At 40.4% G+C, this 24,854-nt stretch carries 29 protein-coding genes; 13 read left to right on the forward strand and 16 right to left on the reverse strand.

The features are described 5' to 3' along the window. Window positions 1-310: 310 nt before the first annotated feature. From ACE1TI_RS06890 to ACE1TI_RS06910, 5 genes are all read right to left on the reverse strand, one after another. Window positions 311-694, reverse strand: a complete 384-nt coding sequence (locus tag ACE1TI_RS06890) for a DEAD/DEAH box helicase family protein (protein WP_375006852.1) — start codon at window positions 692-694, stop codon at window positions 311-313. Window positions 695-958: 264 nt separating this feature from the next. After that, window positions 959-1,369, reverse strand: a complete 411-nt coding sequence (locus tag ACE1TI_RS06895; protein ID WP_375006853.1) for a DoxX family protein — start codon at window positions 1,367-1,369, stop codon at window positions 959-961. Window positions 1,370-1,406: 37 nt separating this feature from the next. Further along, entirely contained in the window at window positions 1,407-1,556 is a 150-nt protein-coding gene (locus ACE1TI_RS06900) for a hypothetical protein (protein ID WP_375006854.1), read from the reverse strand. 136 nt (window positions 1,557-1,692) lie between these two features. Beyond that, the gene (locus tag ACE1TI_RS06905; RefSeq protein ID WP_375006966.1) at window positions 1,693-2,007 is read right to left on the reverse strand and encodes a winged helix-turn-helix transcriptional regulator; all 315 of its coding nucleotides are present in this window, start codon (window positions 2,005-2,007) and stop codon (window positions 1,693-1,695) included. Between the two features lie 63 nt (window positions 2,008-2,070). Next, entirely contained in the window at window positions 2,071-2,556 is a 486-nt protein-coding gene (locus tag ACE1TI_RS06910; protein WP_375006855.1) for a hypothetical protein, read from the reverse strand. Between the two features lie 110 nt (window positions 2,557-2,666). Between ACE1TI_RS06910 and ACE1TI_RS06915 the strand changes: the two genes are divergently transcribed. Continuing rightward, window positions 2,667-3,011, forward strand: a complete 345-nt coding sequence (locus ACE1TI_RS06915) for a YolD-like family protein (RefSeq protein WP_375006856.1) — start codon at window positions 2,667-2,669, stop codon at window positions 3,009-3,011. A 145-nt stretch (window positions 3,012-3,156) separates the two neighbouring features. Here ACE1TI_RS06915 and ACE1TI_RS06920 read toward each other — a convergent pair whose 3' ends face one another. Further along, a complete protein-coding gene (locus ACE1TI_RS06920; protein WP_375006857.1) occupies window positions 3,157-3,882 on the reverse strand; it encodes a GntR family transcriptional regulator in 726 nt (241 codons plus the stop codon). 118 nt (window positions 3,883-4,000) lie between these two features. Between ACE1TI_RS06920 and ACE1TI_RS06925 the strand changes: the two genes are divergently transcribed. Together ACE1TI_RS06925 and ACE1TI_RS06930 are read left to right on the forward strand one after the other, a co-directional pair. Beyond that, entirely contained in the window at window positions 4,001-5,230 is a 1,230-nt protein-coding gene (locus ACE1TI_RS06925; protein ID WP_375006858.1) for a M24 family metallopeptidase, read from the forward strand. A gap of 31 nt (window positions 5,231-5,261) precedes the next feature. Then, window positions 5,262-6,146: a glycine betaine ABC transporter substrate-binding protein gene (locus ACE1TI_RS06930; protein ID WP_375006859.1), complete on the forward strand. Its 885-nt coding sequence runs from the start codon at window positions 5,262-5,264 to the stop codon at window positions 6,144-6,146. A 44-nt stretch (window positions 6,147-6,190) separates the two neighbouring features. Here ACE1TI_RS06930 and ACE1TI_RS06935 read toward each other — a convergent pair whose 3' ends face one another. After that, a complete protein-coding gene (locus tag ACE1TI_RS06935; RefSeq protein WP_375006860.1) occupies window positions 6,191-6,871 on the reverse strand; it encodes a TraR/DksA C4-type zinc finger protein in 681 nt (226 codons plus the stop codon). A gap of 177 nt (window positions 6,872-7,048) precedes the next feature. Between ACE1TI_RS06935 and ACE1TI_RS06940 the strand changes: the two genes are divergently transcribed. Genes ACE1TI_RS06940 through ACE1TI_RS06950 form a run of 3 tightly spaced genes read left to right on the forward strand, consistent with a single transcriptional unit; the run spans window position 7,049 to window position 7,489 of the window. Then, complete coding sequence (locus ACE1TI_RS06940; protein WP_375006967.1) at window positions 7,049-7,129, forward strand: FAD-binding protein; 81 nt, start codon at window positions 7,049-7,051, stop codon at window positions 7,127-7,129. Then, window positions 7,104-7,289 carry a hypothetical protein gene (locus ACE1TI_RS06945; RefSeq protein ID WP_375006861.1) on the forward strand — a complete coding sequence of 62 codons (186 nt, stop codon included), beginning with the start codon at window positions 7,104-7,106 and terminating at the stop codon, window positions 7,287-7,289. The genes ACE1TI_RS06940 and ACE1TI_RS06945 overlap by 26 nt, the downstream gene beginning before the upstream one ends. Before the next feature lie 11 nt (window positions 7,290-7,300). Continuing rightward, window positions 7,301-7,489 (forward strand): FAD-dependent oxidoreductase, encoded by a 189-nt coding sequence (locus ACE1TI_RS06950; RefSeq protein WP_375006968.1) that lies wholly within the window; start codon window positions 7,301-7,303, stop codon window positions 7,487-7,489. 13 nt (window positions 7,490-7,502) lie between these two features. Here the strand turns inward: ACE1TI_RS06950 and ACE1TI_RS06955 are convergent, their stop codons facing one another. Next, the gene (locus ACE1TI_RS06955) at window positions 7,503-8,675 is read right to left on the reverse strand and encodes a M24 family metallopeptidase (RefSeq protein WP_375006862.1); all 1,173 of its coding nucleotides are present in this window, start codon (window positions 8,673-8,675) and stop codon (window positions 7,503-7,505) included. Window positions 8,676-8,902: 227 nt separating this feature from the next. Between ACE1TI_RS06955 and eutB the strand changes: the two genes are divergently transcribed. After that, on the forward strand, window positions 8,903-9,880 hold the full coding sequence (gene eutB / locus ACE1TI_RS06960; protein WP_375006863.1) for a hydroxyectoine utilization dehydratase EutB: 978 nt from the start codon (window positions 8,903-8,905) through the stop codon (window positions 9,878-9,880). Window positions 9,881-10,092: 212 nt separating this feature from the next. Then, the gene (locus ACE1TI_RS06965) at window positions 10,093-10,191 is read left to right on the forward strand and encodes a putative holin-like toxin (protein WP_375006864.1); all 99 of its coding nucleotides are present in this window, start codon (window positions 10,093-10,095) and stop codon (window positions 10,189-10,191) included. Window positions 10,192-10,373: 182 nt separating this feature from the next. Here the strand turns inward: ACE1TI_RS06965 and ACE1TI_RS06970 are convergent, their stop codons facing one another. Together ACE1TI_RS06970 and ACE1TI_RS06975 are read right to left on the reverse strand one after the other, a co-directional pair. Beyond that, complete coding sequence (locus tag ACE1TI_RS06970; RefSeq protein ID WP_375006865.1) at window positions 10,374-11,462, reverse strand: NAD(P)/FAD-dependent oxidoreductase; 1,089 nt, start codon at window positions 11,460-11,462, stop codon at window positions 10,374-10,376. A gap of 338 nt (window positions 11,463-11,800) precedes the next feature. Beyond that, window positions 11,801-12,124 carry a peptide-methionine (S)-S-oxide reductase gene (locus tag ACE1TI_RS06975; RefSeq protein ID WP_375006969.1) on the reverse strand — a complete coding sequence of 108 codons (324 nt, stop codon included), beginning with the start codon at window positions 12,122-12,124 and terminating at the stop codon, window positions 11,801-11,803. Between the two features lie 254 nt (window positions 12,125-12,378). On the opposite strand from ACE1TI_RS06975, the gene ACE1TI_RS06980 reads away from it, so the two are divergent. Further along, a complete protein-coding gene (locus ACE1TI_RS06980) occupies window positions 12,379-14,469 on the forward strand; it encodes a transglycosylase domain-containing protein (protein ID WP_375006866.1) in 2,091 nt (696 codons plus the stop codon). A 416-nt stretch (window positions 14,470-14,885) separates the two neighbouring features. Here the strand turns inward: ACE1TI_RS06980 and ACE1TI_RS06985 are convergent, their stop codons facing one another. The 5 genes from ACE1TI_RS06985 to ACE1TI_RS07005 all read right to left on the reverse strand — a co-directional run bounded on the left by ACE1TI_RS06985 (window position 14,886) and on the right by ACE1TI_RS07005 (window position 19,256). Continuing rightward, complete coding sequence (locus tag ACE1TI_RS06985) at window positions 14,886-15,431, reverse strand: YwhD family protein (RefSeq protein WP_375006867.1); 546 nt, start codon at window positions 15,429-15,431, stop codon at window positions 14,886-14,888. Between the two features lie 47 nt (window positions 15,432-15,478). Further along, the gene (locus ACE1TI_RS06990) at window positions 15,479-15,985 is read right to left on the reverse strand and encodes a YwgA family protein (protein WP_375006868.1); all 507 of its coding nucleotides are present in this window, start codon (window positions 15,983-15,985) and stop codon (window positions 15,479-15,481) included. Between the two features lie 52 nt (window positions 15,986-16,037). Further along, window positions 16,038-17,372: an HD domain-containing protein gene (locus tag ACE1TI_RS06995; RefSeq protein ID WP_375006970.1), complete on the reverse strand. Its 1,335-nt coding sequence runs from the start codon at window positions 17,370-17,372 to the stop codon at window positions 16,038-16,040. Window positions 17,373-17,566: 194 nt separating this feature from the next. Next, window positions 17,567-18,799 carry a dicarboxylate/amino acid:cation symporter gene (locus ACE1TI_RS07000; RefSeq protein WP_375006869.1) on the reverse strand — a complete coding sequence of 411 codons (1,233 nt, stop codon included), beginning with the start codon at window positions 18,797-18,799 and terminating at the stop codon, window positions 17,567-17,569. Between the two features lie 232 nt (window positions 18,800-19,031). Continuing rightward, entirely contained in the window at window positions 19,032-19,256 is a 225-nt protein-coding gene (locus ACE1TI_RS07005; protein ID WP_375006870.1) for a YuzB family protein, read from the reverse strand. 197 nt (window positions 19,257-19,453) lie between these two features. Here ACE1TI_RS07005 and ACE1TI_RS07010 point away from each other — a divergent pair, with 197 nt between their 5' ends. Next, window positions 19,454-20,302 carry a lipoate--protein ligase family protein gene (locus ACE1TI_RS07010; protein WP_375006971.1) on the forward strand — a complete coding sequence of 283 codons (849 nt, stop codon included), beginning with the start codon at window positions 19,454-19,456 and terminating at the stop codon, window positions 20,300-20,302. A 309-nt stretch (window positions 20,303-20,611) separates the two neighbouring features. Here the strand turns inward: ACE1TI_RS07010 and pta are convergent, their stop codons facing one another. Continuing rightward, window positions 20,612-21,613: a phosphate acetyltransferase gene (gene pta / locus ACE1TI_RS07015; protein WP_375006871.1), complete on the reverse strand. Its 1,002-nt coding sequence runs from the start codon at window positions 21,611-21,613 to the stop codon at window positions 20,612-20,614. 477 nt (window positions 21,614-22,090) lie between these two features. Here pta and ACE1TI_RS07020 point away from each other — a divergent pair, with 477 nt between their 5' ends. The 3 genes from ACE1TI_RS07020 to hemQ all read left to right on the forward strand — a co-directional run bounded on the left by ACE1TI_RS07020 (window position 22,091) and on the right by hemQ (window position 24,754). Further along, window positions 22,091-23,005: an oxidoreductase gene (locus ACE1TI_RS07020; protein WP_375006872.1), complete on the forward strand. Its 915-nt coding sequence runs from the start codon at window positions 22,091-22,093 to the stop codon at window positions 23,003-23,005. A 146-nt stretch (window positions 23,006-23,151) separates the two neighbouring features. Continuing rightward, window positions 23,152-23,895 (forward strand): enoyl-CoA hydratase/isomerase family protein, encoded by a 744-nt coding sequence (locus tag ACE1TI_RS07025; protein WP_375006873.1) that lies wholly within the window; start codon window positions 23,152-23,154, stop codon window positions 23,893-23,895. 109 nt (window positions 23,896-24,004) lie between these two features. Next, complete coding sequence (gene hemQ, locus ACE1TI_RS07030) at window positions 24,005-24,754, forward strand: hydrogen peroxide-dependent heme synthase (RefSeq protein ID WP_375006874.1); 750 nt, start codon at window positions 24,005-24,007, stop codon at window positions 24,752-24,754. The last annotated feature ends 100 nt before the right edge of the window (window positions 24,755-24,854 follow it).

Below are 24,854 nucleotides of genomic sequence, written 5' to 3' on the forward strand. Positions count from 1 at the left end.
TTTTACACATAAAAAAATTTGGCTTGCCGGTAGGTTATCAGCTGCTTCTTTTATGAACATCGGCTCAGGAAAAAGCAGAAGGAGCTGCCCCTTTCGAGCCAGCTCCTTCATTGCATATGTTTTACAACGTTTTGTATATACTGAAATTGTTTTGTATTGTATCTCTTCCAGGGCGCAGAGGGAAGATGCTTTACGATACTCCTTGCAGTCTCCGTTTCGTTTCTCGCCTGAAGTTTGCAAGCCCCAAGCCCCTCATAAAAACTTTTTTGAAAGATGTAAAATGAATGGTCTCTTTCCAATTCTCCTCTTCTTAGAGAGAAGTCTTTGATTTTTCGTTTTCGAATCGTGGTCTCCCCAGCCATAAGTAGTAATAGCTGTCTGGAAAGCCTATTTGTTTGTCCATAAAAGCATGCAGAAAAGTATTTAAAATACTTTGGAGAGTTAAGAAATCATGGGCATAATCAATAACAGGCTGAAAGATATCGCCATCAAAAATGACCAGAGCATAAGTTTCTGCCTTTTTTAATGCTAACTGCCACCGTCTTATTTGATGATCACACTCTTCAAACCAATTTCCCCCTGCTGACTCAAGATACTCACCAGCAACCACATACCCCCCATATCTGTCCTTGAGTTCGAGACAAACAGCTGTTTTCCCTACTGCTCTAGGTCCTTCTATACAAATGATCGGCATCAAAACCATCCCCTGTTTACATAGATGGCAAATATCCTTTTTCTCTATTATCATATTTTTCGCTATAACAAAGCTATTTCCCTTTTTCTATTTCCTTCCAGGAACTTAAAAAAAAGCCAAACAGCTCCTGATAATAAAATTAGAGTTTGTTTGGCTTTTCCATTCTCAATTGTTTGCCATAAAGGGTGTTTTTTTATTTATTGAAAAAGTTAATGGATAGTATGAAGCTGAAAATAATAAAATAATTTCGATTCTTTTCCTTCATTAAGAAAATAGAATAGCATCAATGGAGAACACTCCTGCTCCAGTTAAAGCAATACCAATCCCTACAACAGCCAGCATCAAGTTATATTCATATCCGCTTTGTGTTGCCCAGAATCCATTTGGCCCATGTACCTTGACAATGGCTACTACCATAGTAATAGCAATCAGAAGTCCTGCTATAGGCGTAAATAAGCCAAGAGCAAATAAAAGGCCTCCAGCTAATTCTCCAAGACCTGCTAGAAGTGCCATAGTATATCCAGGTTTTATACCAATGGAATCAAAGAATCCTGCAGTTCCCTTTAAACCATGACCTCCAAACCAACCAAATAATTTCTGAGCTCCATGAGCTGCAAAGCTTATGCCAATGACCAGCCGTATTAATAGCAACCCTGCCCCTGCTAATATTGTCATTTTGATCCTCCTTTTTCTTTAAGGTAACTAAAATATATCAGGTTACTTTTTGTAAGTCAATAATTAAAAAAAGCGTCCTTGTTTTTTCATAAGGTCGTAAAAGTGCCGCATCTTTGTCCCCGACTGAAGGCAGGAACAAAAGCGCAAGCGCCTGATCAGCCTCGACAGGTAAATGTTCTCCAGTCACGAAAGGCGCTCTTTGCCTTTCATGACTGGAGGTAATTTAACCCCGAGAGGCTGGGCGCTGAAGACGCAGATCAAACAATATGGAGATAGTTATCCATTAATTGAAATTTCCTAAACAATAAAAAAGGCGCTGTTAATTAGCACCCTGTTTTTTCAACCCATTCATCTGCCCATTTCTGCACTTCAGCAAGAGCAGGAGTTATTGCTTCTCCTTTATCTGTCAGCCTATACGTAATGCGGACTGGTGTTTCGGGGACTACTTCTCGTTTCACCATACCTTGTTCTTCTAAATCTTTCAGCCTTTCCGTTAACATCTTTTTACTAATTTCCGGAACTTGTTCGGCCATTTCATTAAATCGCATCGGACCCGCTTCTAAGACTCTTATAATAATACCGACCCAGCGTTTTCCCAATAATCTAAATGCCTCTTCAAATTTTGGACACAGCTCCATGGACGCCACCCTCTGCACCTCCATTCTTTTTATTCATTTCAACCTTCATCAGCCTGCTTGTTCTCATAATAAGAATGTTAGAAGACTAAGTAAAACCCCAGTTCCTGTAGTAGTGTTGATAGTGCTGGTTAGTTCTTGTCTTCCCGTAAAAAAAGCCCTTATAAATGCAAATATGTTCAAATATAACAACAACAAACCAGTAAAGATAAATGCATATTTGGAAAACCAAATTGTTATAAAAATATTAGTGTTTTCAAAAAGATAAACACTCCCTGTAATAAATACCAAAAAAGCAAAAAGAGAGGCTGTTCCGATTCTGTTCCATAACGGGCGGTCAAAAACATTCATTTCTTTTTTTGTTTCCAAATAAAAAAGAAAATGGAAAACAAGAAAAGCACCTGCCATCATACTAAAAAAATTAATAGGTGAAATTACAGATACTGTCTTGCTCCCTGATACTGCTGCTCCGGACCTAAGAACTTCCACACTGCTAGAAAGCGCAAAGAAAACCAATATTAATCCAAGCTGCCCTTTTGTCCACTTTGACATTTCTCTCCCCTCTTTCTCCTTTCATTTTACCATTAAAAATTCTCTTGGAAAAAATTAAGGGTGTTTAAAGAACAAACGTTCGCATATAATAGGAGCAGGAGGGATGGCCCATGAAAGGAAATAAACTGACACCAGGATCAAACCTGCGCTGGGAATCCTCACGAATGATCCTGCCGGAACACCGGGAACAATGGCTGAAACACCAAAAGCAGCAAACGAAACAAGCAAAGCCAGAACTCGATCCTCAGCGCTGGGAAGAGCTGGAGTGGCTTCTTGGTGATGCAATGCGAAATGACGATGCCCTTTGTTTTACGTACTGGCGGGATGGCTTTTTCTATGAAATCGTCGGTAAATGCCACTACATTAATCATGCTCAAAAACAATTTCATTTAGTGACCGAGGAAGGCGTGGAATACCTGTGCTTTGAAGACCTTGCTGACATTAGATTTGCTTAGAGAGGCGCTGCTTTCTAACTGCTTCCTAACGGAATGTATCTCTATTCCAGACACCAAATCGAGCCCGTCCCTATAACTTGGGGACAGCTCTCCCCTCTTTCTTTTATTGTCCCGGGCTGTGTCTGACTTATCATGAACAATTGACTTAATTATGAGCAAGTTCTACCCTGTAGTTAAAACGGTCTGCACGATAAATCGTTCTTGAAAATTCTATCGGCCGGTCATCAAGTCCAGAGCTTAAACGGGTAATACACACTAAAGACTCCCCTCCGCGCACTCCCAACACATCAGCTTCCTTCGAGGTGGCATTTACAGCTGTCACCCAGTCCGTTGCATGTTTCAGCACAACATTGTTCTGCTCAATGACCGCATATGGTTCATGGTCCTGAAGTTCACTTTTTATCAGCATTTCTCCTATATGCTGGGTAGTATAAAACTGAAGAATCGCAATAGGATCACCATCTGCAGTCCGAACACGTTCATAGAGAAACACTTTTTCATTATCAAGTACATTTAAATGCTTTTGAGCCTGAAAAAAATTAAAGGAAAACTCCACCCGCAGAATTCGTGACTCGAAATTTTCCCCATCTTCTTGAAACATAATGGTAGAGTGCTGACCTAGTTGTCCAGGGGGATGAATTTTGACTTTTGTTCCTTTCCCTTGTCTGCTCTCCAATATCCCTTCTTGTACCAATGAGTTAATGGCCTGCCGAAGGGTTGTGCGGCTCACATTAAACTCGTCAAGCAATTTTGTCTCTGATGGAATAAATTCGCCGGGGTTCCATTGCCCCGTTTGTATGTTGTGAACAATCATTTTTTTTATTTGCCGGTACAGGGGGATGCGTTCTGTTTGTTTTTTTTGTGAAACCACCCGTAATCCTCCTTCTCGTTATCCCAAACTTATATTTATATGTTTTAAACTTGTTATATCAAGTTATACCCTATATAATAAACCATGTGTTCTACATCGTAAATGAAAGGGGGATAAAATGTTTACAGATCGCCACACACCTGGAGTTGCTTCCTTGCAATACGACAAATCACAAATCAATCTAGCCAGAATGCGACAATATCGTTTGAATAGAGTAAAAGATCAACTAATACAAAACGGCTATTCTGCCTGTTTATTATTTGATCCCATGAACGTAAGATATGCAACAGGTACACGTAACATGGAAGTTTACATTCGGCGCAATCCTGGCAGGTATGTGTTTATCCCGGTAGAAGGACCGGTTATTTTGTTTGATTACGATAACTGCGAGCATTTATCCGATGGGGTAGAAACAGTAGACGAAGTTCGTCCTGCTCTAATGCTTTCCTATGCAGCGGCAGCCCAAAACTTAAAACGTGATGCGAAACAATTTGCATCTGACATAGCCGCATTAATGAAGCAGTATGGCGGAGGGGACAGACGCATTGCAGTAGATCAGCTGCCTGTTGCCGGCCACATTGCACTGAATAAAGAAGGTATTAAAACCGTAGATGCACAAAGGCCTGTGGAGCACGCAAAAGCTATTAAATCTCCAGATGAGATTGAAGCGACAAAAATTTCGATTCGAGCATCCGAAATAGGAATGACGCGGATGTATCAAGCAGCAAAGCCTGGCATGACAGAAAATGAGTTATGGTCCATTCTTCATCAATCAAACATTGCCATGGATGGTGATTACATTGAAACACGCTTACTTAGCTCCGGATACCGAACCAATCCATGGTTTCAGGAATGCAGCGACCGTACCATTCAAAAAGGTGATATGCTGAGCTTTGATACCGATACATGCGGGCCATTTGGTTATTACTGTGACATTTCTCGCAGCTTCGTCATAGGAGACGATCCAACTGAAGAACAAAAGCGTTTGTACAAAATAGCGTATGAGCAAATTCAAACAAACATTGAACTGCTCAAACCAGGTCTTAGCTTCAGAGAATATGCTCAAAAAAGCTGGAAAATTCCCGAAGAATTTTTTTCCAACCGCTACTTTTGTAATGCTCACGGATCGGGCTTTACAGGAGAATACCCTATTATTGCTCACGCCGAGGATTTTGAGCAAAAAGGATACGATGGTTACTTTGAAGAAAACATGGTTATTTGTGTAGAAAGTTATATTGGAGCAAAAGGCGGAAAAGAAGGGGTCAAGCTCGAGGAACAGATGCTGATTACAAAGAATGGGGCTGAAAAGCTATCTAGCTTTCCATATGAAGAAGATATGCTGAGATAGCTAAACACATTATTTACAGGAGGCGTCAACATTGAAAAAACAAACATACTTGCGGCTTGTATTGTTACTATTTTTAATGCTTCCGCTTGCCGCTTGCGGGGATGAAGGAGCAGAAGAAGTAACTGGGGAAACAGCTCCTGAAGATATGGATACAATAGAGATCGGTTACAATAACTGGGCTGAAAACATTGCAGCTTCAAATATGTGGAAAATTCTTCTCGAAGAAAAAGGATACGATGTTGAACTGACTAATATGGAGAAAGTGGCTGTGTTTGCAGGTGTTGCTGAAGGCGATCTTGATATGGCGATGGAAGTGTGGGTTCCATTCACTGACCAACATCACATTGACGAATACGGTAATGATTTTCAGGTCCAGGACGAGTGGTATGAAGACACAGAATTAGGCTTAGTCGTACCAGAATATATGGAAGACGTAAACAGTTTAGAAGACCTTAATGATTACAAAGAAGAAACAGGCGGAGAAATCTTTGGAATTGATCCAGGAGCAAGCCTCATGGAATTAACAGAAGAAGCCATTGAACATTACAACATCGATTACGAATTGCAAGCTTCTTCTGAACAGGCTATGATGACAGAGTTAGATGAAGCCTATCAAAACGAAGAGCCGATTGTAGTAACATTATGGAGTCCGCACTGGGCTTTTGCCGATTACGATTTAAAATATTTAGAAGACCCTGACACTATTTATGGAGAAGCGGACGATATTGTTTTTGTTACTCGAGAAGGCTTTGAAGATGAATACAATGAAGTAACAAAAATGATGAATAAATGGAAATTTGATGATCAATCCTTAGGTGAATTAATGAGCTATATTAACGAAGCGGGCGATCCTAAAGAAGGAGCGCAGCAATGGATTGACGAAAATCGTGAGCTTGTAGATGAATGGGTAAATTAAATAAATGCCCCCTTGCAGTGACAGCACTGCGAGCGGGGCATTTTTTATCTGCGCAAAAAGTAATGTGAAAAATCAACATCGTGATCAAAATCAATAGGGTTGCCTTCACTATCTGTCATACTAAACCCTTCGAAGACATCTTCCTCTCCATTTTCATGCTCCGCATCTCCAAACATTCCTTCATATTCCAGTGAAGGATCATAAGTGTCCTGCGGGGTATCCGAAGTGCCGTAGGCGGCAGATTGTTCCCAGACCTCCTCTGCATCAAAGCGGTCATTTTCCACATCTTCTTCTGTAATATCAGTAAATCCGCCTTTGCCTGGAATTAACCTCTCTTCTTCAACCGGCCGGTCAAATGGATCCGGTTCCTGGTAAGAATGCTGAATACATTGGAGGGCCGTTGGTTCTGATTCAAGGCGTTCAAGAGGAATATCCTCTCCGCACTTCTCACATCTTCCATACGTTCCTTCTTCTATAGCCTGCAATGCCTTTTGAATTCTTTTTTGTTCCCTGCCGGAATGCTGCTGCAGCGCCATGTCTTTTTCTCTTTCATATAATTCCGTTCCATTATCTGCCGGATGATTATCATAATTGGATAATTCTCCAATTGTTTCTCTTGCAAATTCCTCGTCTAAACCGAAATGATCCTCATTGTTTTGCTGCAGTTCTTGCAGCCGAGAAGTGAGCTGGTTTTTCATGCTTTGAAAAAATGCGTTGGTTTTCACTTTCTTCCCCCTTTCCTCTCCCTCTTTACGTAGTATGCTTCAAAGGCGGGAACAGATTTCAGATTATTTTTTGGAAATAGATATGTTTTGCTGCTCCAAAATTTTTCTTACGACTTTTAATAATTTGAACAGAAAGGCAAAATATTAAAAGTGGAGGTGAAAGGAAAATGACTGCAAATGATCCGTTTGATTGTCGGTGGAGGTTTAGCTGGACTTACTGCGGCCCTGGAATTTGCTGAAACAGGCAAGCTTTGCTGAACAATCGAGCACCACTTTTCAATTGTCCCAGGGAAGAATTTCCATTATTTTGACACCTCCCGAGCGGTTTATCTCATTATCAGAAGAAGACACCTTGGAAATCGTATTACAGGACTTACACGCTATACCGCTTCCCTTTGCTAAAGAAGATATTGTGTAAAGTATCGTAAAATTGTCCACGACCATGATTTTTATCATTTAGGCCCAGGACATCATATTATAAGGCCGTCTCAAAATACACCCATTAAAGGACTCACGCTTCTTGGTGGTTACACCATGCAGCCGTTCTTTGCAACCATGGAAGGAGCTGTTTATTCGGGAAAAATAGCTGCAGAACTCGTTATTTATGAAGACCATTAATAAACAGCCTCGATCATCCTTGGACCCGGGGGTACTTGCTAAGTGTTTCGCAGCCATTTTTGGTGACCACGAAACTCTCACTTATCTCTACACCCATTTCTTCAAGCCAAATACCAGGTATCAAATGAAATGCCATATTAGGCTGCAGTACTGTTTTGTCTCCCGGCCTTATCGAAGCCGTGTGCTCTCCCCAGTCAGGAGGGTAATTAATGCCTATCGAATATCCAATTCTAGAATCTTTACAAAATCCATATCTGGCAATGACTGTCTGCCATTTCTGTTCTATTTCTTCACAAGTAATTCCTGGTTTTATATAATCAAGGACCGTTTCTACTCCTTCAATAACCGCTGACGATAGGCGTTGAAATTCTTTCTCCGGTTTACCTGCTGTAATAGTCCGGGCTAAAGGGGCATGATATCTGCTGCAGCAGCCGGCAAGCTCAATGATAAGAGGATCTCCTGCTTTAATTTTTTCGTCTGTCCACGTTACATGCGGAGCATAGGTGAGCGCTCCTGCAGGAATCAACGGTACGATGGACGGGTAATCCCCTCCGAAATGGTTTGTGCCTCTAATTTGGGCTTGAGAAACAGCAGCAGCAACATCACAAACCCTTGCCCCCTCTTTTACTGCATTAACTCCTGCTTCCATAGCAAGGGAAGCAATTTCTCCAGCTTTTTTCATATAAGCAATTTCACGATCTGATTTTATCATGCGAACATCATTAACTAGTAAATTAGCGTCAACAAAAGTGAGCCAGCTGCATCCTGTTTCTAATCGCTCTAAAGCCCGTGGAGAAAAATAATAAGCTTCCATTTCCACACCAGCTCGTTTTATGCTTCTTTTATGAAATTTCATCCACGCAGCGAGTACTTCCATCGGGTGTTTAGCAGTCGAATGGACATATTCATCACTATAGGAAAGCAGTCTGCATGGAGAGAGCCAGGAAGTAGCACGTGCGCCATTGACATCTTGGGCTCTCCCAAACCAATATGGTTCTTCTTCCTCTAAAAACACAATAACCATCTGCGGAACATAAAAGGACCAGCCGTCATAACCGGTAAGATAATTCATATTAGCGGGATCACTTAAAAAAAGAACATCCAGTCCTTTTTGAGCCATCTTATTTTTCACCTTTTCTAATCTGCCCGCATATTCTTCTTTCGGAAACACCGTCAATGACCGCATAGCCCGCTCCTCCTTTTATGTCTAGCTATAGATCCCTTCTCATGGCGAAACCTACCCCTGAATAAGTTTTTTCCTATATTGGTACATCGAGCCATAATTTTTTATAGCTGTACGTACAAATAGTGGTAGACATTGGTTTTTTATCAATTTATTCTGACCATAGAGGAGTTCATAACCAAAAATTTTCACTTCTTTAAGTACAGACGAAAATGCAAGGAGGGGAAATCATGAACGAAATAACGTTGAAAGACATTTGGAAGGCAAAAAAAAGAATACGATCCTCTCTTCCGCCGACCCCGCTCATTTATTCGAAAGCTCTTTCTAAACTAACGGGAGTACCTGTTTATCTGAAACTCGAACAATTGCAGCCTACAGGTTCCTTTAAACTTCGAGGGGCATCTAATATGATTGCTTCCCTTTCCAAGGAAGACCAGCAAAAGGGAGTCGTCACGTTTTCAACTGGAAATCATGGATTTGCGGTAGCACATGCAGCTTCTAACCGGGGAATAAATGCAGTAGTATGTGTATCCAAACGCGTACCTAAAGCAAAAATAGACGCTTTACAGGAAAGCGGGGCTGAACTTCATATCGAAGGGGAGAGTCAGGATGAAGCAGCAGATGTGTGTTTACGCCTTCAGGAAGAAAAAGGTTTCACCCTTATCCCTCCTTTTGACCATCCAGAAATTATTGCCGGGCAGGGAACAATTGGATTAGAAATTTTGAAGGAACTTCCTGAGGTAGAAACAGTGTTAAGCGGATTATCAGGAGGAGGTTTGCTGTCTGGAATTGGTCTAGCTTTAAAAGAAACAGACCCGGCTATAGAAGTAATAGGCTTATCCGTAGAAAAAGGAGCAGCAATGGATGACAGCATAAAGGCCGGTAAGCCCGTCGCTGTACCAGAGCACCCTACTTACGCAGACAGTCTGCTCGGGGGAATCGGTATGCAAAACCGCTACACCCTTCCAATGATTTCCCGTTATATCGACCAGCGCCTTCGACTCTCAGAAGAAACAATCGCTCGTGGAATGGCCTTTTTATATGAAAGTCATCGTTTTGTAGTAGAGGGAGCCGCAGCAGTTGGAGCGGGGGCATTGCTCGAGGGAATCGTACAGCCAAAAGGACCTGCTGTAGTGGTGATAACCGGCAGCAGTATTGACGCTCATTCCCACTTTGAAGCGGTTAAATCGTACCTAAATGGTAGTTAGAAAAGTCTCATTTTTATAACAAAAAAGTTACAAACTATTGTATTATTTTCCTTGAATTACAGGGGTTTCAAGCCATGAATTACATGGGAAGGTGCTTCACGCAAGCAATTGGGGATTATCCCATAATTGGAAAAATATGCTATAATAAAATGGCATGGCTTGTATCTCCGCAGGGTGGGCGGTTGAGCCTCCAGAAAGGAGGTGATACCGTAATGATTACCACAGGCATGGCCGAAGTAATGATCGGTTTCGGGAGTTTTATATTGGCTCTAATAATGACTGTAATCGCTATTGTTAGTTTAAAACAGTAGACCACCCTGAACGTTTTGGCGAACTCGAGGGTAGTCTACTCTCTTAACCTGCCAGCCGCTCCTCGTGTGGGCAACTGTGCGACGCTGGTTTTAACACCAGCGTCCTTTATTATAAATCAAATTTTCTATTTACTCAACATCCCTTTTTTAACAAAAACAGGAATACATTTTTAATTATTATCTTACGAAAATTGTTTAATAAATTGCTTGTCCATACGGTTTTTTAATTTCCATGATGATTTATTTAAGGAGTATTTGCTGCCTTTAATATATAACCCTTTTTTATGGGCAAGATTAAACAGCATTTCTGTTTTCTTTTGGGGTGCAAATTTCTTCAGCTTCTTTTTCCCTTTTAGTTTTTTGACTATATTATCCTCTAGCACCGAGGCTTCCTGCTGCGTGTAAACACTATTTCGAGGAAGTTCTGGATAATCTTTTAATGTTACACAGGCACCGCTTGCAAAAATAGAAGGATCTTCGGGTGATTGCAGAGTGGAAGAAACGAGCAGGAATCCTTTCTTATCCACTGGCAGTTTCGCATATTGAAAGATAAGTGGTGGTGTCGGACCGGTTAACCACAACGTTTCTCCATAAGGGATAACTCTATTTTCAGTATATAAAACATCTTCGTCCATACGTTCTACAGACGTATTTTCATAAATCATAATTCCTCTCTCATCTAAAAGAGTCAATACATCCTCACGAATATCTTCCTTTTCGTTTTTTAAAACAGGGCCATCACTAATTAAAGTAACAGGTGTTTTCATATGGTGCCTTTTTCTCCACTCTTGAAGAGACAAAGCAAGCTCTACACCTGTATAATCTCCCCCTGCTATCACAGGGTATTCGGTACGTTGAAGTTTTTCAGCAGTTAAAGGAAATTCATTGTTCCGATCTATAAAAAGCGCATAATCTTTAACTCCTGGAACATTAGGTTTTTCATGGAAAGACCCAATATTTGCAGACAGCAGATCATAAGATATAGACTTTCCACTATCAGTGAGAATACTTTTTTGATTTTTATCTACTGCTGTTACTTTTTCCTCAAGAAAGCGACCTTCGTGTTCTTTACAAAATGCTTTTAAATCGATTCTTATATCTTCTGTGTTGTATCTTCCTTCGGCATACCCAGAAAACATTCCGGAATAATACTGGTAACGTGACGGTGAAATAAGTGTCCAGTTCGTGTCTTTCAGCTTTCTTTTTTTCCAATTTTTCAATATGGATAAATTGGCATCGCCTGCTCCTATAAATACGACGTGCTGGCTCAACGTTTTGCCCTCCTTTGTTTTTTTCTGCTGCTATTTCCTGTCTTCCTTTTTTCGGATAATTACAAACACCTAAAATCCTAAACCAGAATTAGGATTACCTCGTTTACCAGCGAAGTGAATTCAGTACTTCTAGAATATCCTGTTCTTTTTCTTCACCGATATCCCACGTTTTTATTTCTTTTTTTAGCTCTGTCATCGACCCATGTCCTCTAACAAACCCATTCATCGGGCCGTTATCGTTCCATTGACCAGTTCTTGATCAGTAAAATAAAGCTTTCTAAGAGATTCCACTACATGTTTATAACGCTTTAAAAAGTATTTTTGGTGATGATCTTCTGCTATATAAAAACAGTGAAAGGTTGAAACTCGGTTTGAATTTCTTTACCTTCCTTTTCCTCCCACTTGTCTTTAGAATACAATGCTTTCTCTTTTTGCGAATCGTTATGGTAAACCAGAAGAGACATATATTGTCGATTACGAAAAAGAAGCTTTTGTAATAGGTTATGATTCTCCCAAAATATTTTTAATAATTGTTCATAGGAAATTACTTCCGGGTCAAAATCGATTTGAATAGATTCGGTATGATCTCCTATGTTTCGATAGGTAGGATTTTCTTTTGTGCCTCCTGTGTATCCTACTCGGGTGCTGATAACTCCTTGAATCTGCCCAAACTGGGCATCCGGCCCCCAGAATCATCCCATGCCGAAGGTGGCTGTTTCTATTTTCTTCCTTTGCAATGGACGTAATTGCATTTTCATCCCTCCTTGCCTTCATGTTAGCTTGATTCGTTTTCTTCCTACAACCAGTTATGTTTTTCAAGTATTCACTTTTTTCTATCTTTTGGTTTAAAAGATCAAAAGAATACCCAAAATGTAAGAAAAACGGTGCTGTTTTGAAGCATGGGAGGTGAAACAGAATGGATATAGCTGTAAGAAGAAATCAAAGGCCGAAAAAACCCGGATGGTTAAGGCTTTTCATAAGAACTTCGCTCTTAGCTGGAATACTTTGCACCGGCGGAGCATTGGCTGTAATTACAACTGCTGTAGTATTACAACCTCCTCCCATTCAAGTTCAGCAGTCCACCGTATTTTATGGAGCGGATCATTCTGTCATTGGTGAACATCATAATGGCCAAAAGCGATATTGGAAAGATTTGAAGGATATTTCTCCGGACCTCGTTAATGCTGTAATTGCAGTGGAAGACCGGGAATTCTATCAGCATAACGGATTTGATATTCCTCGAATTGCTTCAGCGGTAGCTGCAAATATTAAAGCCGGCTCCAAAGCTCAAGGGGCAAGTACAATTACGCAGCAATATGCGCGCAATTTATTTTTGACACATGATAAAACCTGGTCAAGAAAGTTTGAAGAAGCTTTTTATGCTCTTCGGCTGGAAGCTCACTATGATAAAGAAGACTTAATCGAAGGTTATTTAAACACGATATATTTCGGTCACGGAGCTTATGGAATAGAGGCGGCATCCCGCCTTTACTTTGATAAGCCTTCCAGTCACTTGTCTTTAGCAGAAGCCTCTCTGCTCGCAGGTGTACCAAAAGGACCATCTTATTACTCCCCTTTTTCCTATCCGGAAAGAGCGGAAGAAAGACAAAAAATTGTACTGTCTGCCATGGAAACGACGGGGATGATTACTTCCGAAGAACGGCAGGAAGCTGAAAATGCTTCTCTTTCTATTCAGCCTCCCGGTCAGCTGGCTGATGATAGAACCGGCCCTTATTTTCAAGATTATATAGAACATGTGATTCAAGAAAACGAAAACATTGACCCTCAGTTAATAGACCGCGGGGGATTGCATGTTTACACGACCTTAGACCCAGAACTTCAGGAAAAAGCAGAAAAATGGGTTGAGCTTGAAATACCAAAAGACTCTGACATTCAGGGAGCCATGGCAGCAATTGACCCCGACAGCGGAGATGTTAGAGCTCTGGTTGGGGGAAAAGATTACGAAGAAAGTACGTTTAACCGGGTAACTAATGCTGCAAGACAGCCAGGATCAGCTCTAAAACCATTTTTATATTATGCAGCTCTTGAAGAAGGCTTTACTCCCCTTACCTCCTTTCGCAGTGAACCTACAGAGTTTGAAACAGGGGAAAATGGAAAGACTTACTCTCCCGGAAACTATGGAGAAATGTACGCTGATGATTTTATTAATATGGAAGAAGCTCTTGCCGTTTCTGATAACATATTTGCTGTAAAAACACACCTTTTTCTGGGACCAGACGCTCTTGTAGAGACTGCCAAAAATGCAGGAATTCGTGCAAACCTTGACCCCATACCTTCTCTTGCACTAGGCACCCAGAATGTGAGAATTCTTGACCTGGCCGCTGGTTATAGCACATTTGCCAATGGAGGCCAGGCAGTAGAACCAAGGTTTATTCAAAAGATTACCGATGCAAAAGGAAATGTGTTAATGGAGCAAAAGCCGGATAAAAGGCAAGTGTTTGACCCTAAAAAATCCTATGTTATCACAGATATGATGAGATCGATGTTTGATCTGTCTCTTGAAAGTTATACATCTGTTACAGGAGCATCGATTGCACACCTGGTAGACCGGCCGCTTGCCGGAAAAAGCGGGTCAACGGATTATGACAGCTGGATGGTTGGCTCTGCGCCTCAGCTGACGACTGCCGTGTGGGTTGGATATGATGATAATAGAGAGATGGATCATTCAAAAGAAGGTCAGATTTCTAAACGTATTTGGGCGCAATTTATGAGCGAAGGGCTGGAGAACGAATTAAAAATGGCTTTTCCTCCGCCCGAAGGGATTATAAAAACGGATATTGATCCAGAGACTGGTTTGCTTGCGTCAGAGGAATGCGGAACTTCCAGAACGGTTGCTTTTGAAAAAGGCACCGAACCTAAGCGTTCTTGTACCGATGAGTTAGAAGAAGAAGCTAAAAATGGGGAAACACGTGAAGACCAGCGCGAGGACGAGCTGACTGAACAAAAAGAGAAGTTCTTCGACCGTCTAAAAAAATGGTTCCAATAATTAAGAAAAGCGCAAGCGCCCTAAGAAAGAGGACGTTCGGATAAATTCGTCACTTCCTGTGACAACGTTGAACTGACCCACCTCTTGTGGGCCTCCGAGAGGTTGGGCGTTGCAGCTAGACATCAAAGGGCAAAATCATATACTTTCTTACCTTGTTAAAAAACTCGGCTTATCGCCGAACCCTTTTGGCGAAAGTCGTAGTTTGCTGCTTATAATGTTTACCAATCAAAAATTTTTATGCTTTTCTAACAGTGTAAATCAAAACGTGCAAGAGGCTGTTTAGCACTCTTGCACGCTTTGGTGTCCTAGTTAAGTTGTGTGTGTATCTCTAGTGTATTGATATTTTTAATAAAGAACAATACGTCTACACATTGTTCAAAAATCGTTCATAGTTTGTTTACATTTTCATTACGCTGTTACGATTCGTCTTTTATCTCTAGTGCTTGATGCAATTTCTCACTTGAATTCTCCCACATTTCCTCATTAAACCCTTTTAAAAAAGCTCCAAGAATTTTTTTAGACTTATTATCCATATTGTCTACTACAATTCGGCCTTTCAAGGATTTATCCATGTTGTTCACATGCTCTGGCATGCTTTTATATCCTTTACGAATTCGTTTTTCTTCTCTTTCTATAAGCATTTCACAAGCTGTAACACCCGTATAAAAAGGCTTGCCTTCTTTATGATCGACAGTCACCCATACCATCCAATAGAGTCTGCCGTCTGGCACATCCTCTTTATGTTGAGAAAATTTAACTCGTTTTTCTACTTCGGATCGGGCGTGCAGAGCTCCCATATCTACGTATGCGTCATTCCCTTCTGGGTCCACGATGATTGGTGACATGTTGTCTAAGCTTAAAGCTCCTACCCCATATCCTCCGTGACCGTCGGTGGAATCACCGCTTAATATATTAAAACCGCCGCCTTTTCTTTTTTTATCGCCTTTATCAAAAAGATCCATATGAATCGTCTCCTTTGAAATTAATTCTCTAATTTTATCATACGTTTTTAGTGCTTGTGTTTCAAAGAATCAATAAAATTCCAGGCTTCATCAATGTCTTCTTCAGAATAATTTTGGCTCTTTTTCAAGGTAAATACTTTCTCTTTCACCTCGGATTTTGGCAATTCGTCAAAGTAAAGCATGGTTGAAACTAGTTCTAAAAACTTAGAACTATTCTTGTTTAATTTCTGTACCAATTCAAATGCTTGGTCTTGAGGCCATTCCATTGGGAACTTTTCTAAAAAAGTAGTTCCATTGTCTGTCACCTTATAGCGATATTGATAGTAACCAGCTTTTTTCTCTTTTATCTCTGTTACAAAGCCCAGGCTGCAGAGTTCTTCCACTCTTAGGGTTAACTCCTCCGAATAAGGGCCGTACATGTGAAATGTATATTTTTCTTGTAGAGGTAACTTCATTTTCTTTCCAATATATACGATTTTTTGCAGTTTTTTTCGGCCTACAATTTCTCCAGCGTCTTTCAGCAAGGTCATTATTTTTGCATGATCCGGCAACACAGCTTATCCTCCTTCACCTGAAACATTCCCCGTATGTTTTATGTACGGCTTATTAAGAACCGTTTGGATATTCTATTTCTGTTTTCCCTTCATGTGCTTTCAATATGTCTTTAATTTGCTTTTTTTCATTTTCTTGACCTGGTGTATCGAGCCACTCATGTGGATAATACAACTTGTGGTCTGTCCGTTTTTTCCCCGAAATAGCTTCTACAATGTCCGATTCTCTCGATAATTCACGCAGTTTTTTATCAGGCATCAATAAATGAATCGGTATTCGCTCTTCCTCTTCTTCACCAGGTCGGTAAAAATCATACGGGAGATCGGACGAAGAATCAATAACCAAATAGTATTCCGGATCAATTCCCGCTTTTTGAAATAATTCCTGTAATTTCAACCACTCGTTCATTAGAAAATTTTGATCAAATTCCACGTATTTAAATAAACGGCGATTCATAAACCGTTGACATAAATCTCTTAAGATATCATCGTCTTCTTGCTGCCACACCTGGAAATAATATAAAGTTACGGATTCATCCAGCTGCAGATAATCCTCTAACGGTAGCTCCCCATTAAAAAAACCTTGAAAATGGTTAGGTGGCTGCTTGAAGGAATACCCGTCTTCCTGCAGAACTTTCACCCGCTGAAGTATTTTGCTTAAAATGACTTCAGCACTTCTTGTGACCGGGTGAAAATATACTTGCCAATACATTTGGTAGCGGCTCATAATGTAGTCTTCAACTGCGTGCATACCAGTATACTTAATAACTGCCTGATCTTCAGTCGGCCGCATAACACGTAAAATCCGTTCCATATCAAAATGACCATAGCTTACACCAGTATAAAACGCGTCCCTCTGTAAATAATCCATTCTATCTGCATCTATTTGACTTGAAATCATACTGACTACCAGTTTGTTAGGATAAGTTTTCTCGATCACATCTGCAACCTGTTGAGGAAAATCATCCCCCATCCTTCTAAGCACTTGGTTCACTTCTGTGTCGCCTGCAATAATTTTTCTCGTCCACCACTCGTGATCTGTTTGAAATACTTTTTCAAAGGAGTGAGAAAAGGGGCCATGACCAATATCATGTAAGAGAGACGCACTTAAACAGAGCAAGCGTTCGTTTTCTTGCCAATGCGGCTTTCCTTCAAACACTTCAATAATCCGCCGCATGATTTCATACACGCCTAGTGAATGATTAAATCGCGTGTGTTCAGCACCATGAAACGTTAGAAAAGTGGTACCGAGCTGTCGAATACGACGCAGACGCTGAAATTCTTTTGTACCGATCAGGTCCCATATAAGCTCATCACGAACATGGATATATCGATGCACTGGATCTTTAAATACTTTTTCTTCCTGCAGCTTGTGATTGCCTGTTGTCATGCCGCCGTTTCGCTCCCTTTTATGTCTGCTTCCAAATTCGTACATAAGTAACTTACTTCATTATACCAATTCGCTCCATTGTTAATCAAAAAGAATATCGTTTTCTGCCGCTCTCCTTTCTTTCTGAAGCTTGAAGATCGGATGGTAAATAGAAAAGGGATTGTCTCTTGCTTTCGAGACAATCCCCATAACACTTACGCTGTTTCAGTTGTATTTTCTTTATTTTTCTCAGAACGATCAATAATATAGGCACAAGTAGCGTCTCCTGTAATATTTAAAGCTGTTCTAAGCATATCAAGCAGTCGGTCTACACCGAGAATGAGAGCAATTCCCTCAACTGGAAGGCCGACTTGCTGGAGCACCATGGAAAGCATAATTAAACCGACTCCCGGCACACCGGCTGTTCCGATACTTGCCAGGGTCGCTGTTAATACAACCATAACAAGTTGGGATAATCCAAGCTCAGCCCCATAAACTTGAGCGATAAATACCGTCGCCACAGCTTGCATAATGGCTGTACCATCCATGTTTATCGTTGCTCCAAGCGGCTGCACAAAACTGCTGACTGATTTGCTAATGCCGAGGCGCTCTTGGGCAGTCCTCATGGAAATAGGAAGCGTCCCGCTTGAACTAGACGTACTGAATGCAACAGTCATAGCTGGGAAGAAATTTTTATAAAATTGAATAGGACTCGCTTTCCCTAAACCTTTTATCGCAATACTATATGTGACAAGGGCGTGCAGAAGCAGTCCGAGAATAATAGTGATCATGTACATGAGCATTTGCTGGAGACCCTCGACTCCGGCATCTCCTATTGCAGAAGCAATTAAGGCAAATGCCCCGTATGGCGCCGTAAACATGACTACATTAACAAGGAACATCATTACTTCATTCCCTTGTTCAAGAAGCCTATGCAGTCCTGCTGTTTTATCCCCCAATTTAGCAAGGGCAATACCAAAGAAAATAGCTATTGCAATAATTTGAAGCATTTCGGCTTCTGCCATAGCATTAACCGGGTTATCCGGAATAATGTTTAGAAGCGTGTCCATAATAGGCGGAGCTTCTTCTGCTTCAAAATTTGCACTTTGAGTATCAAATGCCCCTTCTTGACCCGGCTGAATTAAATAAGCAAGTCCAAGTCCAATCACAAGGGCAATAGTAGTTGTTATTAAATAAAACCCAATTGTTTTACCGCCAATTCTTCCAAGCTGGACCGGATCTTTTAAACTGGCCGTACCAAGCGCTATTGAAATAAACACAATAGGTACAACCAGCATCGTAATGAGATTCAGGAAAACTTGTCCTATTGGATTTAGAATGTACGTATCTAGTGCCCCAAAGAAATTATCTGGCACAAAGTTTAAAATAAGACCAACAATAACCCCTAACAAAAGAGCTGCCAGTATTTTTTTCGTTAAATTTTGCATCAGTCTGCTCCTCTCTGTTGATAATCTTGTAGTTTTTGAGCTCTCCCTCCTTTTAGAAATTCCGTAAACTGTTTTTTTACAGTTTATTTTTTATGTATACAGCTTAGTATATAAAGTGTAAGTTTTTTCTAAATTTTTAAAATAAACCCCTTTGGCTGGTACATACAATAACCGTTCTTTCCTTGAACGGCAAATCTGATTTTCCACACACCAACGCCTGGCATATTTATTTTTATCGCTGAATTGTTCTCTCCATTTTCCGCATGAGCTGCTCTTCATCCGGCGCTGCCATGGGACGATGATTAAGAAATACAAAAACTTTTTTCCGTCCAGGTACGCAATAAGATTGACAGCCAATATCCACAAAAGCCTCCGGATCTATTTTTTTTAATTTTGGAAGCAGTGTTTTTAAATTGGTGGCCTGGCAATCATCACATATACGAAATTCATTCACCATAGCTCCCACCATTCCTTTCCAGTTTCTTCGTAACTAGATACCCTGCAAAGGCTGCTTTTAACGCACCTTAAAGTATAACACATGAAATGACGAACGCAATAACGACAAGGTGGTCATTTTTTCCCTATTTGTTTCGTGCTATAATCATGAAGGCTGCTTCATTTGGAAATTCCATAAACAAAAAGATCGGGGTTATGATGATGAATGTAAAGGATATGCTGGCAGACCAAACGTGGAGATGGCTGGATCAATCCAGTTCAGGTCTTCATTTCAATCCGCTTCAATCCTTTGCGCTTGATGACACATTATGTACAAGCGTTGGAGAAGGGTCTTCTGGCCCAGTAATGCGTGCTTGGGTACACTCCCCAACAGCAGTACTAGGCATTCAAGATGGTCGTCTCCCTTATGTCCAGGATGGCATACATTATTTAAAAGAAAATGGCTATCAAGTAATTGTTCGAAATTCAGGAGGGTTAGCTGTCCTTCTTGATAAAGGTATTTTTAACCTATCATTCATTTTTAAGGAAAATAAAACACTTTCTATAAATGATGGCTACGATTTCATGTGGAACGTCATGAAAATCATTTTTGCCGATGCTCCAGGCTCGATAGATGCTTATGAAATAAAAGGCTCCTATTGTCCGGGCAGCTATGATTTAAGCATAGGCGGAAAAAAATTCGCCGGAATTTCCCAGCGCCGTATTCGCGGAGGTGCAGCTGTTCAGATCTACCTGGCCGTTTCAGAAAGCGGTTCAGAACGAGCTAAGCTGCTCAAACAATTTTACAATGTGGCTTCCCGAGGTGAACCAACACGGTTTGAATGGCCTCGGATACAGCCTGGTGTAATGGCGTCATTGGAAGAGCTTTATTGTCAGCCAATGGAAATAAAAGACGTTCTCTTTCGACTGCTTACTTCTTTAAAAGAAAAAGGAGCTTTTATTCAGCCTTCTTCACTTACGAATGAAGAACTTCACCGATTCGATTATCATTACCAGCGTGTGGTTGAACGAAATAACAAAGCTTTGCATGTTGAATTAAACCCTTAAAAAGCGCAAAAAGGAGCTGTCTCAAAAGGTTAGTTGGTCCTCTAGCAACTGGATTATGCGAGACTCCTGCGGGAAAAGCGGCAGTGTGAAGACCCCGCAGGGAGCGGTTTTTGCTCTCGAGGAGGCTGAGCCGCCGCCCGCGGCAAAGAAGACACTACGAGAACGAGCAAAGAGAGTTGGAGTAGACGTCGCACTTGTGCCCTGAGGGTGAAAGCGAGTATATTCCAGTTGCGTTTGTCGAGAACTGACTTATAGGACAGCTCCAAAAAAACCGTTCGGAACCAGTCCGATCGGTTTTTTTGAATACATTTATGAATTAATTAGTTGTGTTTTTTTTTCCATAATCGCTTGCTTTGCTGTAATTAGAGCAAGTTTATATACATCATCGGCGCTGCAGCCCCGCGATAAGTCATTTACTGGTTTATTTAACCCTTGCAAAATCGGTCCAATGGCATCATATCCTCCAAGGCGCTGTGCAATTTTATATCCTAGATTCCCTGACTCCAGGCTTGGGAAAATAAAAACATTCGCTTCTCCTTGCAGAGGAGAGTCTGGAGCTTTTTTCTCTGCGACAGCAGGAACAAACGCCGCATCAAACTGGAACTCTCCGTCAATAACTAAATCCGGACGGTCTTGTTGTGCTGTTTTGGTTGCTTCAGATACCTTTTGTGTTTCCATTGATGAAGCAGAACCTTTCGTGGAGAAGCTTAACATAGCTACTTTAGGATCAATCTCAAAAGCTTTTGCTGTTTCAGCTGTAGAGATCGCAATTTCAGCTAGTTCTTCTGCGTTCGGAGAGATATTTATTGCACAATCAGCAAATACAAATTTCTTATCTTCCTTTACCATAATGAAAACACCGGATGTCTTTTGAATTCCAGGTTTTGTTTTAATAATTTGAAGAGCAGGCCTTACGGTATCACCTGTTGAATGAGCTGCTCCGCTTACTAATCCATCTGCATAATCAAGATAGACAAGCATCGTTCCAAAGTAATTAGGATCTTGCAATTTTTCTTTCGCACTTTCTTCTGTTTCTTTACCTTTTCTCCGTTCCACAAAAGCGGTAACGAGTTTATCAAAGTTTTCATATGAAGAAGGATCATAAATATCCACATTTTCAAACGAAACACCTAATGAGTTTGCTTTCTCCTGTACCTTTTCTTTATTGCCCACAATAATTGGCTTGAGCATTTTATCTTGGGACAGCTGTGCTGCCGCTTTGACAATCCGCTCATCTTCTCCTTCCGGAAAAACAATGGAAGGAAAATCTGCTTTCACCTGGCCTTTAATAGCCTCAAACAGATCGCTCACAGCAATTCCTCCTTTAACTTGCAATCACAGAATAGGCCGCTGCACTGAGTAGATATATTTTCTGGACGTTTTAAATGTCTTCTTTATTTATTGTACCCCAATTGGAGCAGTATTTATCTTCTGTGAAAAATTGTCGTTCTTTTTTCATACCCAAGGATACTCCTCTTTTCTAAAAAAATAAACCAACTTACACAAAATAACAAAAATAGAAATTTTCTAAACGGTATACGCTTACAAAACCTTGATTTTAAATCGTATACAACTCTTTATACTGACCTCAATCTTTTCATTTGAAATTATTTTAGGATAATAATTAGCAAGTTTCACGTGAAACGTTTCATTTATTTTTTTAATGAAGAAGGATTGAAAAGTTTAATAATGAAAGGAAAGGTGTAACATCCTAAATAAGGAAAGTTGATAAAAATTATTTTTTCGAGCCTTTTTGAAGAAAGATAGAAGTAGAAATGGAGGTTTTTTATGGAACCTACACACATCTTCTCTCCTATTACCTTAAGAGACACAGAATTTAAAAGTCGTCTCTTTGTTGATTCGATACATGAAGAGGTAACAGGAAAAGAAATAAAAGAGCAAATAGTTTTTGATTTAAAAAAAGCCAAAAATCATGTTGGTTTAATTATTTCTGGCAGAGCTTTGGTTATTTCTAATGAAAAGTACGGAAAAGGTTTTTTGTCCGTCGCTGCCGATGAGGATATAGATGATTTGAAACATCTCACAGAAGCAGTACATGAAGAAGGAGGAAAAATCGCCCTTCAGCTTTTCGATATAGGGGAAACTCTCGTTCATCCCTCTGTGCATACAAAAACCCCAAAAAGAATGCCTGAAAAAGAAATTTACCTCATGATTGAGGCATTTGCTAAGGGTGCAAATAGGGCCAAACAAGCAGGTTGTGATGCTGTAGAGATTTTAGGATCAAATGGTTATCTTATCAATCAATTTTTGTCTCCTTTAACAAACAAGCGTAAAGATAAATGGGGAAGAACCTTTGAAAACCGCATGCACTTCTCTTTAGGGGTGGCCAGACATGTAAGGGAATATGTCGGGGAACATTTTCCTGTCTTATATCGTATTCCCGCCTTATTCTTAGAAGAAGACAGTACCACAGAAGAACAAATTCTCCACCTTGCCAAACAGCTTGATTTCTCTGGCATAGATCTCCTGAATATCGGGGTCGGGTGGTATGAAACGATGTCCGATTCTAACTCCTTGAAAGCTTCTGAAGATGCATTTTTATCAGCTGCCGAACGAATTAAAAAGCATGTTTCCATTCCAATTGGAATAACAAAACCACTGAACAACTTCGATCGTGCTGATCAATTAGTGAAAAATGAAACGGCTGATATGATAGCCGTTTTACCTGAGACGTCTCCTTAACTCAACGCAGGCTCTCGTTTTGTTCAAGCTCTTCTTGCCATTTAAAAGGAATTTGTACTATGAATGGTGTATCTTATGTAGAGAGGTATAATAGATTTTCCGCTGTTATTGGCTGAGCTGTAAATTAGAAGGGAGTCTTAAACGAAATGAGTCAAGAAACAGTTTTATATGAAAAAAATGATGGTATTGGAACAATTACATTAAATAGACCCCATGTAAAAAATGCTCTGAATTTAAAGATGCATGAAGAATTATTTGTTTGCTTTAATGAAGCGAATAATGATGTGGAAGTAAAAGTCATTATATTGCAAGGAGCCGGAGATGCTTTTTGTGCAGGAGCAGATTTGAAAAGTGTTTCACTGAACAACATGGATCATTTTGATTACGGACTTTACCTCAGGGAGACATACAATCGGTTAATTTTATTTATCGCAGATATCCAAAAACCTGTGATTGCCTATTTAAACGGCATTGCGGTCGGAGCCGGTCTAAGTATTGCACTGGCCTGTGATTTTCGTGTTGCTGAGTATGATACAAAAATGGCGTTAAGCTTTTTGAAAATCGGTCTTGTTCCTGATGCAGGAGCCTCTTACTTTCTCCCCCGCCTGGTCGGTCTGAGTAAAGCAATGGAATTAGCACTTGGGGAAACCATTTCAGCAGAAGAAGCGTATCGTATTAATTTAATCACCAAGATAGGCAGCCCTGATGAATTTGCGCGTTCTCTGGCCTCTGTTCCTGCCCAAGCTTATGGACTCATGACACAAAACATGAAAGAAGGGTTTGAAAAAAGTCTTGCTGAGGTTCTGGAAATGGAAGTTTCCGCTCAAAGTCAAGCTGGAGCAACAGAGGAACACCGACAGGCTTTAATACAATTTTTTACAAAAAAATAAGTAAAATGCTATGGATCTGATTCACAGCCGTTTTCTTTCAGTTGAAATAATAGGTATGGTATAGTGGGATACGAAATAAAGGTTAAGGATAATGAAGGAGTGATACATAGTGAGTGAAGCATCTCAAACCCTCGATGGCTGGTTTTGCCTCCATGATTTAAGAAAAATAGACTGGGCTGCCTGGAAAAAGGTTCCTAGTGAAGAACGACAAAGTATGATACATGAGTTTTTGAATATGCTTGAATCCTGGCAGAACATAGAAGATAATAAAGAAGGCAGCCACGCTCTCTATTCTGTCGTCGGACAAAAAGCTGATATTATAATGATGATTCTCCGGCCTACAATGCAGGATTTGAATGAAGTAGAAACAACCTTCAACAAATTAAGGCTTGCAGATTATACCATTCCCTCTTATTCCTATGTTTCCGTAGTAGAACTTGGCAACTATATGCCTCCAAAAGACGGAAGCGACCCTTTGGATAACCCTGAAATTCGAGAAAGAATTTTTCCAACCCTGCCAAAGTGGGACCATATTTGCTTTTACCCTATGGATAAAAAAAGAGAAGGCAACGATAACTGGTATTCACTCCCCATGAAAGAACGCCGTGAATTAATGAAAGCGCATGGGATGACAGGACGAAAGTATGCAGGAAAAATAAAACAGATTATCTCAGGTTCTACTGGCCTTGATGATTGGGAATGGGGCGTTACCTTATTTGCACATGAAGCTCTCCAATTTAAAAAGCTTGTCTACGAAATGCGCTTTGACGAAGTATCAGCAAAATATGGAGATTTCGGGCAGTTTTTCGTAGGAAACATTTTAACCCCTAAAAAAGTAGAAGCCTTCTTGCACATATAATTACTATGGTGGAGCTGATTTTCTTTAAGGAAAGTCAGCTCTTTTTTTATAGCATATGAAGGAAGGGTTTAACATAGATTGAAATAGTGCGAATCGCAAT

The organism is Alteribacillus sp. JSM 102045 (genome assembly GCF_041949975.1).
In the GTDB taxonomy this organism is placed as follows: domain Bacteria; phylum Bacillota; class Bacilli; order Bacillales; family Marinococcaceae; genus Alteribacillus.